Consider the following 15,387-nt stretch of genomic DNA (forward strand, 5'->3'; position numbering starts at 1 on the left):
TATTCACGAAGTGATCGATCGGAATGACGCAGCAGTCTTCTGCTGTAGCGTTTTCGGCCAAGCCTCGGATCGGTGGTTGGAGGTCCCGGCTTGGATGTTCGATCGGATCCTCAGTAAGAGTTGGCGCATCACGACTGCTCCGCACGTCGACCTTGCCGCGCTGGGCACCCTGGCGAAGCTGCTCCTCGACACCGGAGCCCCATCGCAATCGCCGGAGATGGGCGCAGCATTGGGCTCTCACGCGAATCGGGGAGATGTCCATGCCGCGCCAGCCCACGACATACCAGTTCGATCTGTTCTTGAAGCCGAACGACGCCAACACGGGGCAGACGCCGCAATGGCAGGCGCTGCCGGCCGCGACGCGCCGATCAGTGACGAAGCTGACGGTCAGCCTGATCCTCGGGCACGTCGACGGCGAGGGTGCCGTACAACGGGAGTGCGCGGATCATGATGCATGAGAAGATTGGGCCGCAGCATCTGGAGCGTAAAGCGATCCTGTATGTGCGGCAGTCGTCAGCCCATCAGGTCCTGCACAATCGTGAGAGCAGCATGCTTCAGTATGCGATGCGCGATCGCCTGACGGCGCTTGGCTGGTCTCGCGTAGAGACGATCGACGACGATCTCGGCCGTTCTGCCGCCGGCGGCGTCGCGCGTGCCGGCTTCGACCGGATGGTCGCCGAGGCCTGCCTCGGCAAGGTCGGTGCGGTTGCGGCGCGAGAAGTGTCTCGGTTTGCCCGTAACAGCCGCGACTGGCAGCAGCTCATCGAGATGTGCCGCGTCGTCGACACCGTGCTGGTCGACCAGGAGACGGTTTATGCGCCGCGGCAAGGCAACGATCGGCTGCTATTGGGGCTGAAGGGGAGCCTCAACGAGTATGAGCTCGATCTTCTGCGCCAGCGTTCCCTTTCCGCACGCTACGAGAAGGCCCGGCGCGGTGAACTCGTCGTGGCAGCTCCTGTCGGCTTCGCGAAGGTCGGCGATCGTCTTGAGAAGGATCCTGATCGGCGTGTGCAGGAATCCATTACCCTGGTGTTCGACAAGGTTGCTGAGCTCGGCAGCGCCCGTCAGGCCTTGATGTGGTTCCTCGAGCATGGGTTGGATTTGCCCGCCAAACGCAACAACGGCGATGTGGTCTGGCGCAGGCCGAACTATGCGACCATCCACCGCATGATCGACAACCCGATCTACGGCGGCGCCTACGCCTATGGTAAAACTCGTGTCGCGCCGGGATTTGGCCGATCCGCCGTTCGAGCAGGTATCCGACGCAGGACGCGCGAGGAATGGCTGGCGCTGATCCCACACAGCCATGAAGGCTATGTCAGTTGGGAAAGGGCAGAGGCGATCCGCAAGATGGTGAGCGACAACGGGGCGCCCAAGCATGGCGACGCTCTGCTTGCCGCGCTTGTCCGCTGCCGGCGCTGCGGCCGCAAGCCCACGCTGCGGTACACGGGCACCAAGCACAACATTCCGCGCTATTCCTGCTGGCGGGGTCTGCTCGACAATGGTGAGCCGCAATGCATCGCCTTTGGGGGACTGCGCGTCGATGATGCGATTGAGGAAGCGCTCCTGCGTGTCGTGGAGCCGGGAGCGATTGCTGCCGCTGCCGGAGCTGAGGCGCAAGCTGCCGATCGTCGTGACCAGGTCCGGGACGCCCTCAGTCGGGATCTTGAGCTGCCCGCTACGCCGCCGACCGGGCCTTCCGGCAATATGACGCGGCCGATCCCGAGAACCGGCTGGTCGCGGCGGAACTGGAAGCGCGTTGGAACCAGGCACTCATCCGTGTCGGTGAGATCGAGAGCAAGATCACCGCGCATGATGCCGCGACGGCCCGATATAGTCGGCATCGCGACGATCAGCCAGCGGCCGGTGACACTCATATCGGAGCCGCCAGCAGCTTGGGCAAGCGGACCAAATTGTAGGCCGCCAAGTTCAAGGTGAAGGCCGCGCCCACACGGGCGCATCCCATGCCGGCCGAGGCTTTGATCCAGCCGAACACCTCCTCGATCCGCTTGCGGCAGCGCTGGCTGGCATCATAGCCCGGATGGCGCTTCGTGCGGTCATCGATCGCCGTCACTTGAGGCTTGCCGGTTTTGCTCAGATGGCCGACGGCGATATGCGGCGTGACCTTGCGCTCGCGCAGGCCCTTGATGAACTGGCGCACGTCATAGGCGCCTTGTCGGCGCCCAGTGTGATGCGCCGCCGCAACGGTCTGCGATACAACATGGCGAGAGCGGCATCACGCTCGCCTGTGCCCCTGGCCTGGGTAATGCCACCATCGACCGCAAGCCCATGACGGTTCTCCATCAGCGCATGCCCCATATAACAGAGCCTCGCCGGCTGCCCGTCGCCCTTCTTGTAGAGCCGCGCCTGCGGGTCGCTCGTGCTCTGGTGTGTGTCGTTGGAGCGCTTCTCCTTATGAAAGCCGCGCTCAGCGTTGCGCCCCGCTCCATCCGGGCCGTTGTCGTCCCCGTCCTTGCGGCGGAAGCTCTTGATCGAAGCCCAGGCCTCGATCAGCGTCCCGTCCACCGAGAAGTGATCCGACGACAAAAGCCGCCGCGCCAGCACTTCTTCAACAGCCTGCTAAAGCGCTGACCACGTCTCGGCCCGACAGCTGAACCGGGGATCGAGCACAGGCACGTAGCGGAGAACGTATCGACGACCGTCAGCACGCGGATCTTCTTGCCCGTAGCGAGCTGATCGTGGACGAAGTCCATCGCCAGACCTCGTTCGGGCCCCTCTTGGCGGCCGTCCCGGAGCTTCGCGCTTCGGTGTTTTGTTCCTGAGCTGCAAGCCCAGATCCTTGTAAATGCGGTAGGTCGGCTTCATGTTGATGTCCCACCCTTCCCGCATGAGCTCACGTGGACACGTCGGTAGCCATAGCGAACGCGTGTCGCGCAAATGTCCTTGAGCCGAGCCTCGATGCCGGTCTGATCGCGGCGGCGGGACTTGTAGTGATAGGTCGACGTGTCGAACTTCAGAACCGGCAGGCCCGCCGGATCGTCTGGCGCCGGCCGAGCAAGACTTATCGGCCGCGATTGGCTGGCTGATTTCCTCGTTTCTAATTGATTTATGTAGATTTTTGCTTTCGTCACGGAGGTCTTTCCGGTATGCAATTTGGGTGTAGGAACAAGCTCCCTCAACCGCTGATTCCTAATTCCCTCGCCCGGATCGCCTTTCTGAAGGCGACCGTTTCGGCCCGTGACGCCACCATCGGTATTGATAGTCAATGGTCTTTTGCTTCGAACTTGTAATGACGGGCGCCTTAAGTGCCCGACGCACTCGATCAGAGGCGAATCTTCGATATCGCGTCGTTTGATGACCCATGGTGGCCTTTGCAATATGCTTGGCAGGAATGATTCCGGCGGCATTATAGGCACTGCGGAAGCGTGAATCGACGCCGAGCCCGGCAAGTTGCGTCTTGGCGGCGCCATGGCGCTCTTCGTCATCAATAGATCCAACCCTTTATCTTTTGAGCCCTTAGCGTTCGCAAAACGGCCTATCCAGCGTAGTCCAGAGCCTGTTATCAGCGATCGATCTGTAGATGCACGTCGGCTGGCCCCTCCGACCTTACAGCCGGCAGTGGTTAAAATTCTCGTGAGGTTGCCGGACGAGGTCTCATCTCCAACGAGCCCTCCTATAGGTTGCCCGGTTCCAAGGCTCCCTCGCAAGTATTCTCGGCTGATTTTTCATCGATGTGCAGCACTGAGGCTCAGGGTTTGAGCGGCCTCGCAAGGATCGCTATCATTTGATTGACGTCGACATGGATTCCAGACTTTACAGCGCAGACGACAGACGTAGTGGGAGCGCGAATATCGATCGCATCAGCCGACAGTGACTCCACGGGATAAACGACCCCTAAGAGATCTCCTTGCTTCACTTCATCCAGCACGGAGCAGCGAGGTTCGAAGATGCCGCGGGCCGGCGATTTCAGCTCGTCAGACAAGAGCGTTTCAAGTGTCCTGCTGGCTTTCCGTTGACGGAAAGTCGGACACTCGGCCTTTCCCTCTACGAGTCCGAGCGCGATTAGGGCGTTGCGTAGCCCGCTTTCATAGATCCCCAGCGCTTCGGAGCTGACCGTGCCGCCGCCGAATTCAGTACAAATGAATACCTTGCCTTTGCTATGCGCCCAAGTGTCGAACATTCCATTTGTGTCGGGGTGTTCCCAGAGCAATGTCACGGGTAATTTGAATGCCTCTGCCAATTGAAGCGTCTTGGCCATGAGATCCACATCACCAATGGGATGCGTGACGACTGCTGGTGGAAAATCCCATGTCGGCCCGAAACTGTGCAAATCGAATACCGTGTCGGCCATTGGCAACAACAGGCGCGAAACCGCATCGGCAATGCGTTCAGTTATCGATCCGACGGCGCGGCCGGGAAACACTCGATTAAGATTCAAGCCATCGATTGGCGAGTTTTGGCTCCATGCCTGCACCGCCGGCAGATTAAGCATCGGTACGATGATGACGCTTCCACAGGTTTGCGCTTTGGGCAGCCAGTCAACAAGCCGTCGTGCCAGGATTGGCCCTTGCAATTCGTTGCCGTGATTTCCGCCAGTGACAAGGAGGCGCGGTCCCTCCCCTTTATTGAGGCAGAAGACCGGAAGCGAAATAGCTTCGCAGTCGTTGCCTTTGGGGACAACAAGATGTCCCGTGGACATGCCAGGCGCGTCGAGATCAAACGTCAGGTATGGTGTTTCGCTCATTGTCAGCCGACCTTATGCACCCAAATAGCGAACGCTAGGGGTTCACTCTCGCTGCGTCAAATACAGTTTTTATATTGTAGGGATCTAACCGCACGATGGACTTACTCTTTCGCCCGAATCGTCCAGGCAACGCTTTGCGAAGACAGGTTAGTCTGAGCAAACGGCCGCAAGCGATAGCCGGCATAGGTTCGTAATGTCATAGGTGGGTAGCCCCGTATGGCGGCGGAGTGCGTTCGTGACATAAGGGAACCCCGTGCATTCCATCAGCAGCATTGCGATTTCAGGATGCTCAGCACGAAGATGCGTGACGCAGGCGGTAACTTCCTTCTCAATCTGATCGACTTCGGTTCGGATTGCAGGACGCATCAAAGCGTTGCGGAGAAATTCGCCGCCTTCGACGCCGCCGATGACCACCCTCGCCCGATCTCTCGGATTATCGAGCCTAAGCAGGTCTTCCCCGAAATGTCTTGAATCAGCGGTCACCACGGCAAGCTTGTGAGGATGCGCCAGCTGTCGCAGCAAGGTTGGAACCAAGAGCAGGCTAGACATCACAACGGGAACATTGACGGCAGCGGCGACCGCCTCTTGATGTCGGATGAAAAAACCACAGTCAGAGGAAATCACGGCTGCCCCTCGTTCGACCAAGCGTGTGGCGGCTGCCACGCACGCGCCTTCGAGCGACGGGTAACCACGAATGACCATATCCGGCCATGCTCCCTCCACGAGCTCCGTCACGATTGGGTGATCAAAGGTCGTTGGGCTCAGTAAGCCGCCGGGCCGCGGATCTAGCGAAGAACTCTCGGCTTGCACGCCTTCATCAAGCTCAAGAATTCCAAGTGCACGTCGGTTTTGAAACATCATGGTTGAAGCACCAAAGAATGAACTCAAGGGTTCGCTTCCAAGCTGGCGAAGTTCCTTACGTTCTGTTGTACTTTGAGCGGCATTGTGGCCGTTCCGTTAAACTTCTTCTTCTCGCTTCGCGGGTACCCCGCGGCTCTTCAGTCGTTCTCCAATCGCTACCTCTGATATTGATCCTTTCGGCTTGATCAAAGAATTTCTGTCGGCTACCAGCTTGCCACTCTCCGTTGGCCCAGATCATGGCTTTGCGGATTCGCTAGCCACTTAACAGAGCAACCGGACGTGCTGACCGAGGCAAGCCTGATGCACCGGGCGCGGCGAGTTCGACTGGAGGCGCCTCCGTGGGTGGAAGGGGCCAAGCGAGGCAAATCCGCCAAGCGCCGCGCGTTTCGGCTTTCCGCGGACGCATCGACGTGCCGCCGGTTCTGCCGACGACGCGACGGGGCCACATTCTTATCCCGTTGACTTCAGAGCGGCGCTCGGTCGGAACGAGCGAAGAGGCGCGAAAGGAACTGGATCCATGGAGAGCACTCTGTTGTCCATCATTTCAGCGAGCAGCTTTCCAGAAGTTGGCCCAAGGGTGAGACCGTAGTGACCGTGGCCAAAATTAAACCATAGGCCCTTGTGGTTAGGAGCTGCACCGATCATCGGTAATTGATCAGGAAAAGTGGGCCGACGTCCAAGCCAGGGCGTAGAGTCTAAGGATTCACCGATCGGGAATAGCTCTCTTGCAGGACCAATGGCTCCTTGCACAAGCATATCCCTTGCCGGCGCGTCAAAGTGATCCAGCTCCACACCAACACACAGTCTGATGCCTTGGTTCATAGGTGAAAGCACAAAGCCATACTCATCGTCCTTTACCGGACGAGTCAAGTGCGCGCCGTCTTTTGGTCGAAAATGAAGATGATATCCTCGTTTGGAGCCGAGTGGCAAGTTATAGCCGAGTGGCTCCAGGAGTCCCTTTGACCATGGACCTGCCGATATGACGACATTGCGTGACTGAATTGTGTCATTCAATGACTCTACATCCCAGGCACCGCTTTTGTGCCGCCCGAGATTGGTGACGGACATCTGCCGGAACTCACCGCCGAAACGCACAAGCGCTTCCGCATAGGCTTTGGCAAGTTGGTCGGGAGCCGGCGTATGATATGTGCCGGGCCAATACAGGCCTCCTGCCGCACCTGGTTTCACAAAGGGTTCCAGTTCGGCTATCTCCTCCGTCGAGATAATTCTGAACGGATAATCACAAGCAAGCGCTAAACGCTTATCGCGTGAGATTGTACTGAGCTTTGTTTTGTCCCGAATGATTGAAAGGTATCCCACATCGTGCAGCAAGTGAGACGCACGTGATAGACTCGCGAGGCACAAGTGCTCAGCAATCGCGGTCGAGAAGAGTGGTTGAGACTGTAAGGCAATACGCCACAAATTCGAGTCCGATGACGCCCGCCAAAATGCCCACAGCCAGGGTAGATTGCTTGGAAGGGCAAATAGATTCTGACGGAAATACGGTACTCGGTTCAGAAGAAGCTGCGCTAGTTGCAGAGGTTCCCTGGGGATTGTTATTTGAATATTCAAGCCAGAAATAACGCCTGCATTGCCATAAGAAGTTTCCGATCCAGGTTCCCGCCGATCAACCAAAATGACCTTACGGCCAAGCCTCTGGAGTTGGAGCGCGGTCGCCGCCCCGACCATTCCTGCTCCAACGACTACAATGTCAGCTACGTCGCTCATTGAGAGGTCCTATAGAAGCATCCATTTCGGCTGGAAGCTGTTTGAGCCGCTTGGGCGGATTGAGGCCAGGGTGGCGAGCAGTATGAGCACGAACACAGGCAATGACCGGATCGATGGGGTGGTCTCTATGTCAAGATCGGCTCACCGAAATGCCGGAATGACTATCGAAAATCGCTACGCGAGCACGTGGCAATCCAGGTATGGCCGCTGGTACAGTTTTTCCCAAGAGTCGTGCCGGCACAGACACCGCTACCAGCCGCGCGGGCGCTCCCCACTTTAGTTCTACCGAACGCCACTGATGCGACGCCGCCCCGCTTTTGCAAGCCGACTGCATGCTACCCCTCCGTTGAACAGCCAACTTTTGACCGGGGGCGACGTCGCCGATGCATAGCTGAATTATTCGATTATGATTAATTTGCGGGGGCTGTTCGACAGAACTTCCGGCTTTCCGTCGGTTATCATGAGGCTTTCAGTAATCTCGATACCCCAGTCGCCGTACCAGAGGCCAGACATGAAATGAAAGCACATTCCTGGCTTAAGTTCCGTGTGATCGCCCTTACGGAAGCTTGCCGACGCCTCGCCCCAGCCAGGGGGGTAGGCCATTCCGATTGAGTAGCCGGTTCGCCCTTCCTTCTTTAGGCCGTGTCGCGCAAGTTCTTTGAAGAATGCTAACGCCACATCTTCGCAGGTCTTGCCGGGAAGAAGCTGCTCAAACCCAGCTCCCATTCCTTCAAGGATCGCCTTCTCGGCATCGAGAATCTTCCGGGGCGGCTTTCCCAGATAAAACGTTCGAGACAGCGGGACATGATAACGCTTGTAAACGCCAGCCAATTCGAAAAAGATGCTCTCGTGTGGCTTTATAGGACGATCAGTCCAGGTCAGATGAGGAGCCGCTGCATTCGCCCCAGCGCCAATGAGCGGAAAGGCGGCGGGATAGTCACCCCAAAATCCATCGACACCGCGGATACCGGCATCGCAAATTTCAGCGACGAGATCGTTCTGTCTTAGCCCCGGACGAAGAACTTCTTCGATGCGCTCGTATATCGCAGTGATGATTTTGCCGGCACCGCGCATGTATTCCATCTCGCGGGCAGACTTCACAATCCGCTGCCATTTCACCAGCCGCGTGGTGTTTTTGAACTTTGCGTTCGGAAGGCTCGTCTCAAGGGCGTCAAAAGCCGCATGGGTGAAGTACGGCACGTCCATTTCAATGCCGATCGTCGACGAGCCCCATCCGCTACTGGTGATCAACTGCCCAAGCACGGTCATTGGATGGAAGTCGTCAGATTGAACGTAGTAGTCTTCATAGAACTTGATGCACTCTTCGCCGAGATAGGTCGTCTTTCTTGCACCGTTCGCATCCATCTTGCGACCGAACCAGATCGGCGGCCCATCAAGTCGAACAATCGCGCATTGGTGCACGTAGAACGACCAGCCATCATAACCCGTCAGCCAACCGATGTTTGCAGGATCGGTGACGATGAGCAAGTCGACCCCTGCTCGCTCCATTGCCTTTTGGGTTTTGGCGAGGCGCTCTTGATATTCTGAGACCTCAAATCGCAATTCAGCTGTAGTCATTTGGTACTCCCGTTGTGCGATGAGCAACTGATACGCCGTAGTCTGTCTAGGCCTTGCTACGACGCCCTCATCCCTTGATAACTCAAAGTGTTCCGTTTCAAGAGTTTCATTACGACAGACAATTTTAGCCCACCCGCGACGCCTAAATGATCCAGTTAGACGCAATTAGGAACTGAGGGATGATATCAAGGCACACAGCGGCATGGCCAATATAAATCAACGGGGTATCCCATCGCATTTTGAGATCATCATTTGCGATCAGCGAAAGCTGAACCTATTGCCGAGACCAACGGGCTTGCAGCTCGGCAATCAAAGTGAGAGTGCCTTCTCCCGGATTGTCGCGCTACTCGGGCGCTCTGAATGCATCGCACCATAGCGGCACCACAGCGCCTTCAGGCCATTCTGACGCCAAGCCTCGACAGCCGTGCGCAACGCTGCGACGGTTCGTGCGATCGGAGTGGCTTATGCTCCCATTGACCGTCCTTGGCGCATCGCGAATAGATGCTCGGGCGCTGGAGAGCGGCGGTCGCTTCTTCCTGCGCATAGGCGGCGATCGCTGCCTCGGCGATCTCACCGGGTTCGGCATAGCCAACATGTTGTCGACGACTAGGATCACAAGCCGCCTTAGGGACGAATGGGCAGGTTCTTGATGCGTTTTTTGACAGATAATTTCGAAATGCTGGGGCGACTTGGCAACGCCCCGATCTAGTTTTGCTGCCCCGGCTGCTGTTGCAGCATGCCCCGGGCGATGACGTGGGCTTGGATTTCGGCAGCGCCTTCAAAGATGTTCAGGATGCGGGCGTCGCAAAGGACACGCGAGATCTCATACTCAAGGGCGTAGCCATTACCGCCGTGGATTTGGAGCGCGGTGTCGGCGTTCGACCAAGCAACGCGTGCGGCGAGCAGCTTTGCCATACCGGCCTCGATGTCGCAGCGCGTGCCCAAGTCCTTTTGGCGGGCGGCTAAATAGGTCATCTCGCGGGCCATCACGGTTTCGGTGAGCATCATGGCAAGTTTGTCGTGGACCCGTGGGAAGGCGACGATCGATCGGCCGAACTGCCTGCGCTCCAGCGCATAGCCCAAACCCAGCTCAAACGCGCGACGCGCAACGCCGACCGCGCGGGCTGCAGTCTGGATGCGCGCGCCCTCGAACGTTCGCATCAATTGGCGAAAGCCCTGACCCTCGGCCCCACCGAGCAGTCCGCCGGGCGGGACGGCGAAGCCGTCAAAAGCGATGTCATATTCGCGCATCCCCCGATAACCGAGGACTTCGATTTCGCCACCACTCATGCCGAAAGACGGAAAAGGCTCGTCCCGGGTGCCGCGTGGCTTTTCGACAACCAGCATGGAAAGTCCATCATGACTGGTCGAGGCGGGATTGGTGCGGGCCAGCACCGTCATCAAATCGCTACGCGAAGCGTGCGTGATCCATGTCTTGTTGCCTTGGATGAGCCAGCCGCCTTCGGGTGTCTTGACCGCCCGGGTCTTCAGGCTCGCAAGATCAGACCCGGTGTCCGGCTCGGTGAAAACCGCGGTCGGCAAGATTTCTCCAGAGGCGATGCGGGAAAGCCAGCGCTGCTTTTGCTCGAGCGTGCCGGCGGCTGCTATAAGCTCGCCAGCGATCTCCGAGCGCGTGCCGAGCGAGCCGGTCGCAATCCAGGCCCGGCTCAGCTCTTCGGTCACGACACACATTGCGAGCTTGCCAAGGCCCAGTCCGCCGAACGCGGGATCGATGCAGATGCCGAACACGCCCAGCTGCGCCATCTCTGTGACGATCTCGTCCGGAACCAGCTCGTCTCTCAGGTGCCAACCATGGGCATTCGGCAAGATGCGCTCGTCGGCGAAGCGCCGAATCTCGAGCCGGATCAAGTCGAGGTCGTCATCGCCCAGCTTTTCACTCACCGCGTCTCCTTGGGCGGCCAGCGAGACAAGTTCCTCGCGGTGCGCGGGAGAATTGCCATGAGCCATGAAGGACGCGACCGAGGGCTCGCGCAGGAGCGCGAGGGCCTCGGCGGTAGCGCTAAGTTCCGCCGGGCGGAGAATCTCATTTTGACTCATCGGGAGCCCGCCTACGAGCTGGCCAAGATACTCGCCGAACCCGATAGCGATCACGAGTTCGTCGCCACGCCGCAAAGTCCCTTCGCGCAGATGGCGCGCGCCCCAGGCCGCAACCGCATTGAGCGTAGCCACCGACGTTGCCAGCCAGGCGAAGCCGTGGGCCACGCGCTGAGACCGGTCAAGCAAGCGCGAATCCACCTTTCCTTGGGGAGCAACCAAGGTTTGAACCTTTTCGCGGACGGCAGCGACGTAGCGTTCAGCTGCGGTCACGGCACTGTTCGCCAACGCGACAAGGGTGGCGCCTGAAGCGAACTCGAGAGGATTGGCCGTCACGCATGTGCTCCTGGACTCTGGACGACGCCGCTATCATGCAAGGCGGCAATCTCGTGGCTGGGTAGGGCGAGAACGCCGGCCAGCACTTCTTCCGTGTGTTCTCCGAGCTTCGGGGCCCGTACCGGCGTCTGGCGCTGAAGTCCCCGGAAGGTCGCGGGATAGCCTGGCGTTGGATAGGTGTGTCCGCTGACATGGTCCACGTCTGTGAAGAGTTCGCCTTCCGGCTGGAAGGGTTTCTCCTTGGCGACCGCTTCCGACAATGTGCGATACGGCCCCCAGCATGCGCCGGCTTCATCAAGGCGCGCTGTTAGGTGAGCGGCCGGGCTCGTTGAAACGGCATATTCGACCAACGCGCCTAGGCGACCACGGTGCTCATAGCGCAGCCCCTCGTCCTGTGCGAACGAGACACCCAGCTCAGCCTCGAGCGTAGCGACCCCGGCCTCAATGCCGAGGGCCTGCACCAGCCCACTCCATTGGCGGCTGGTAATCGCCACGATCATCAGCCGCTGGCCGTCTGCTGTGAGAAAATCGCGGCCGAAGGCTCCGAAGAGGTCATTGCCTATCTTCGGGCGGTCCCGTCCGTTTACAACCACCTCGGCCACCTGGCCTAGCGTGCCGAGCGTGGCGGCGGCGATGTCGCTTAGCGGGACGCGGATCTCCTGACCCAGTCCGGTGGCACGACGGCTGATAAGCGCGGCAAGGACGCTGGTCGCCGCAGTCGACCCGGCCAAAAGGTCCCAGGCCGGCAGAACGTGATTGACAGGATCGTTGGGCTTCTCGGCGGGGCCGGTCATCATCGGGACGCCCATAGCGCAATTGACGGTGTAGTCGACAGCATTGCCGCCGTCGGCATGGCCCATGATACGCGCCGTAATCACGTCCGGCCGGCGCGCTGCCATCCGATCATGCGACAGGAATCCGGCCACAGGATAGTTGGTGACGAAGATGCCGCCGCCTTCGCCTGGGGCAGTCACCAGAGCCGCAGCAAGCTCACGTCCGCGAGGGTCCGCGAGATTGATGGCAATGGACTTCTTGGACTTGTTGAGACTTTCCCAATAGAAGCTGCCGCCGCCGGGAGAGCGTGGCCAACGATGAAAATCAGGACCGCCGCCGATTGCATCGAAGCGAATGACCTCAGCGCCCAGCTGGGCAAGCGAGAGCGCGCAGAAGGGAGCGGCAATGAAGGATGCCCCCTCGATCACCCGCACACCATGAAGAAGTCCATACATCGCTTAACCCGTCAAGTTCAGCTCACCTCATGGGGGAAATAGCCCCGCCCATCAAGGAATACGGCTCATTTTATTCATTGCGTGAATACGCGCTCCAAAATGTCGAGACTTCTTCTTAGCACCCTTTATTGGTTCGGCGACAACCGAACGTGCCCTCAAGAGAGCATCTATGACCCTGCCCCTCAGTGGCGATAGCGCCTTTTTCCTGGATTTGTATGCACGCTTCGTGAAAGATCCGGCGTCGGTACCAGCCGACTGGCGGGTGAAGCTCGCCTTGATGGAAGCGCCGGCGCACGCCAGTGGCGACAATGGCGACCGCATAGCCGAACTGTTTCGGATTTATGGGCACCGCCAGGCCCGCCTCGACCCTCTTGAAATGAGCGCTCCCGGCCTCATCCCGGAACTGAACTCTATTGAAGGCGGCGAAGATTCCGTTGCCTTGACGCTAGCCGGCGGGGAAGTGAGCCTGCCAAAAGCACAGGCGATCGCCACGCTCGGCTCGATCTATTGCGGCACGGCAGCCATCGAGGCCAGCCATTTACTCGATACCGATGAACGCGCATGGGTCTATGAGCGCTTCGAACGCGAGATCCTCGCCAAAGCTAACGACGAGGTGTATGCGCGCACGCTTGAAGCGGTGATGCTGGCCGACGAATTCGAACATTTCATCAAAACAAAATGGCCGACCAAAAAGCGTTTCGGCATAGAGGGGGCGGAGTCGTCGGCCGTCATCTCTCGCGAGATCTTTCGCTACGCGGCCGAGGTGGGAGTCCGGGAGGTGGTTATCGGCGGCATGCACCGGGGCCGCCTGGCGACGCTTGCGACCGTGCTCGGCAAGCCGCTGCCGGCGCTAATTGCCGAGATCAAGGGGCGCGACATCACCGATGGCGCTGCGGCCTTCACCGGCGACGTGCCTTACCACAACGGCCTGGCTGCGGAGGTCGAGACCGGCGCAGGTAAAGTGGCTGTGCGTCTGCTGCCTCACCCATCCCATCTGATCGTTGTCGCGCCCGTAGCTGTCGGGGCGGCGCGCGCCAGACAGGAGCAGAAGGGGAGGGCGAACGCTGGCACGACCGGTGCCTCGCAGGTCCTACCGTTCCTGATGCATACTGATGCTGCCTTTGCCGGCCAGGGTCTCGTCTGGGAATTGCTCCAGCTTTCCGCGCTGGCTGGCTACAGTGTCGGGGGCACTATCCATCTTATCGTCAACAACCAGATCGGGTTCACGACCCTCCCGTCAGAGGGACGTTCGTCGCCGCATCCGAGCGATATCGGCAAGGCTTTCGGCGTGCCGATCTTCCATGTCAACGGCGAAGACCCAATTGCCGCCGCTGCGGTCGCCCGCGTTGCGGTCGCGTGGCGCAATGCGACAGGGAAGGACGTCATCATTGACCTGGTCTGCTACCGCCGCAACGGCCACAACGAACTCGACGAACCGCGTTTCACACAGCCGCTTACCTGGTCCAAGGTCGACGAGCGGCCGACGCTCAAGCAATTGCATTCGGATCGTGTCAAGGCCGCCTCGGCCACAGCGTTCGATATGGCAGAGGCGAAGCGCAGGGCGTTCCATTTGGCGCTCGACCGAGCCTATACGACATATGACCAGATGAGTAACGGGGAACCGGAGCGCCAAACTGACATTTTTGCCCCGCCGCAGCCCGCTGGCCCCTTCCCCTTCGGCATCGTGACCGGCGTCGCGCGCGATCGGCTGCTGGACTCGGCCCGGCGCATGAGTGCCGTCGGCGACGGCTTCGAAGCCGACCCGAAGGTGCGCAACTTCCTGACGGCGCGGTTGGAGACGATCGAGAAAAACAGCGGCTTCAACTTTGCCACCGCCGAGGCTCTGGCTTTCGCCTCCCTTCTGGACGAAGGCACCTCGGTGCGACTGAGCGGACAAGACAGCGCCAGAGGCACGTTCACGCAGCGCCATCTGGTCTTGCATGACCGGCGCACCGGTCAGACTGCGATGCCTCTCGCGGGCCTGGGCCAGGCCGGCGCGCGCTTTGACGCGGTGAACTCGCCCTTGATAGAGTATGGGGTGCTGAGCTTTGAATACGGAATGAGCCTAGCCGACCCGACGCGACTGGTGGTTTGGGAGGCCCAGTTCGGCGACTTCCTGAATGGCGCCCAGGTGGTCGTCGACCAGTTCATTGTAACTGCCGAGGCGAAGTGGCGGATGAGCTCCGGGCTCATCATTGCCCTGCCGCACGGGCTCGAAGGCCAGGGCCCGGACCATTCCTCGGCTCGTATCGAGCGTATACTTCAATCCTGTGCCGGCGGCAATCTTGTCGTCGCAAACCCCTCGACGCCGGCAAACCTGTTCCACCTCTATCGCCGACAGGTACGGGGCTCGATGCGCAAGCCGCTGTTTCTGATCGCCCCGAAGTCACTGCTGCGCTTACGCGATTGCGTATCGAGGCTTGATGATATCGCCGAGGGAACGTCTTTCCAGCCAGTGATCGTCGAGGCCCCCTGCGCCTCGACGTGCTGCAAGCTGGTGCTCTGCTCGGGCAAGATCGCCTACGCCCTTCGGGCGGCTATGGCGCAAGAGCGCATCAACGACGTGGCGCTGGTCCGCGTCGAACAGCTCTATCCCTTCCCGAGCGAAGCCATCGGCGCGGTCCTCCAGCGGTTCCAGGGCATTCCGATCGTGTGGTGCCAGGAGGAGCCTTCCAATCAAGGGGCATGGTCTTTCATGCGGGATCGCGTGGGCGAAATGGCGCCCGACCGGCCGCTCGCCTATGTCGGACGGCCAGCGATGGCTGCAGCCGCCGGTGGATCGATCGACCGGCATGAGGTGGAGCAAAACGATATTATCGCCTCGGCACTGTCACCTGCCGTTAGCGCTCAGGCCGCGGAATAGGCTCTCGACCTGATCGGGACCATAAGCTAGGC

9 protein-coding genes and 2 pseudogenes are annotated in these 15,387 nt (G+C 59.7%); 3 read left to right on the top strand and 8 right to left on the bottom strand.

All coding sequences use genetic code 11. The features are described 5' to 3' along the window. The first annotated feature begins 260 nt into the window (after nucleotides 1-260). Complete coding sequence (locus tag A9K65_RS31145) at nucleotides 261-458, top strand: hypothetical protein (RefSeq protein ID WP_064994942.1); 198 nt, start codon at nucleotides 261-263, stop codon at nucleotides 456-458. Then, a complete protein-coding gene (locus A9K65_RS31150) occupies nucleotides 448-1,938 on the top strand; it encodes a recombinase family protein (protein WP_224656313.1) in 1,491 nt (496 codons plus the stop codon). The genes A9K65_RS31145 and A9K65_RS31150 overlap by 11 nt, the downstream gene beginning before the upstream one ends. On the opposite strand, the pseudogene A9K65_RS31155 reads toward A9K65_RS31150, so the two are convergent. The 8 genes and pseudogenes from A9K65_RS31155 to A9K65_RS31195 all read right to left on the bottom strand — a co-directional run. Continuing rightward, nucleotides 1,874-2,556: pseudogene (locus A9K65_RS31155) on the bottom strand (transposase); the annotation flags it as partial. The gene A9K65_RS31150 and the pseudogene A9K65_RS31155 overlap by 65 nt on opposite strands. 42 nt (nucleotides 2,557-2,598) lie before the next feature. After that, nucleotides 2,599-2,978, bottom strand: a pseudogene (locus A9K65_RS31160) (IS3 family transposase); the annotation flags it as partial. A gap of 731 nt (nucleotides 2,979-3,709) precedes the next feature. After that, entirely contained in the window at nucleotides 3,710-4,705 is a 996-nt protein-coding gene (locus A9K65_RS31165; RefSeq protein WP_064994928.1) for a succinylglutamate desuccinylase/aspartoacylase family protein, read from the bottom strand. 147 nt (nucleotides 4,706-4,852) lie between these two features. After that, on the bottom strand, nucleotides 4,853-5,593 hold the full coding sequence (locus A9K65_RS35775; RefSeq protein ID WP_318013090.1) for a hypothetical protein: 741 nt from the start codon (nucleotides 5,591-5,593) through the stop codon (nucleotides 4,853-4,855). A gap of 423 nt (nucleotides 5,594-6,016) precedes the next feature. Next, complete coding sequence (locus A9K65_RS31175) at nucleotides 6,017-7,294, bottom strand: FAD-dependent oxidoreductase (protein ID WP_084016100.1); 1,278 nt, start codon at nucleotides 7,292-7,294, stop codon at nucleotides 6,017-6,019. A 396-nt stretch (nucleotides 7,295-7,690) separates the two neighbouring features. Beyond that, nucleotides 7,691-8,872: a M24 family metallopeptidase gene (locus A9K65_RS31180; protein ID WP_064994943.1), complete on the bottom strand. Its 1,182-nt coding sequence runs from the start codon at nucleotides 8,870-8,872 to the stop codon at nucleotides 7,691-7,693. 705 nt (nucleotides 8,873-9,577) lie between these two features. Beyond that, on the bottom strand, nucleotides 9,578-11,263 hold the full coding sequence (locus tag A9K65_RS31190; protein ID WP_084016102.1) for an acyl-CoA dehydrogenase family protein: 1,686 nt from the start codon (nucleotides 11,261-11,263) through the stop codon (nucleotides 9,578-9,580). Next, nucleotides 11,260-12,471 carry a CoA transferase gene (locus tag A9K65_RS31195; protein WP_198327542.1) on the bottom strand — a complete coding sequence of 404 codons (1,212 nt, stop codon included), beginning with the start codon at nucleotides 12,469-12,471 and terminating at the stop codon, nucleotides 11,260-11,262. The genes A9K65_RS31190 and A9K65_RS31195 overlap by 4 nt, the downstream gene beginning before the upstream one ends. 190 nt (nucleotides 12,472-12,661) lie before the next feature. Between A9K65_RS31195 and A9K65_RS31200 the strand changes: the two genes are divergently transcribed. Continuing rightward, nucleotides 12,662-15,355 carry a 2-oxoglutarate dehydrogenase E1 component gene (locus A9K65_RS31200; RefSeq protein ID WP_064994931.1) on the top strand — a complete coding sequence of 898 codons (2,694 nt, stop codon included), beginning with the start codon at nucleotides 12,662-12,664 and terminating at the stop codon, nucleotides 15,353-15,355. The last annotated feature ends 32 nt before the right edge of the window (nucleotides 15,356-15,387 follow it).

Origin of the sequence: Mesorhizobium sp. WSM1497, from assembly GCF_001672455.2 — a bacterium.
Taxonomy (GTDB): Bacteria; Pseudomonadota; Alphaproteobacteria; order Rhizobiales; family Rhizobiaceae; genus Mesorhizobium; species Mesorhizobium ciceri.

What these genes read in the sequence shown, in the direction of transcription:
- A9K65_RS31145 (WP_064994942.1), top strand. Translation starts at nt 261, where the DNA reads ATGCCGCGCCAGCCCACGACATACCAGTTCGATCTGTTCTTGAAGCCG.
- A9K65_RS31150 (WP_224656313.1), top strand. Translation starts at nt 448, where the DNA reads ATGATGCATGAGAAGATTGGGCCGCAGCATCTGGAGCGTAAAGCGATC.
- A9K65_RS31165 (WP_064994928.1), bottom strand. Translation starts at nt 4,705, where the DNA reads ATGAGCGAAACACCATACCTGACGTTTGATCTCGACGCGCCTGGCATG.
- A9K65_RS31175 (WP_084016100.1), bottom strand. Translation starts at nt 7,294, where the DNA reads ATGAGCGACGTAGCTGACATTGTAGTCGTTGGAGCAGGAATGGTCGGG.
- A9K65_RS31180 (WP_064994943.1), bottom strand. Translation starts at nt 8,872, where the DNA reads ATGACTACAGCTGAATTGCGATTTGAGGTCTCAGAATATCAAGAGCGC.
- A9K65_RS31200 (WP_064994931.1), top strand. Translation starts at nt 12,662, where the DNA reads ATGACCCTGCCCCTCAGTGGCGATAGCGCCTTTTTCCTGGATTTGTAT.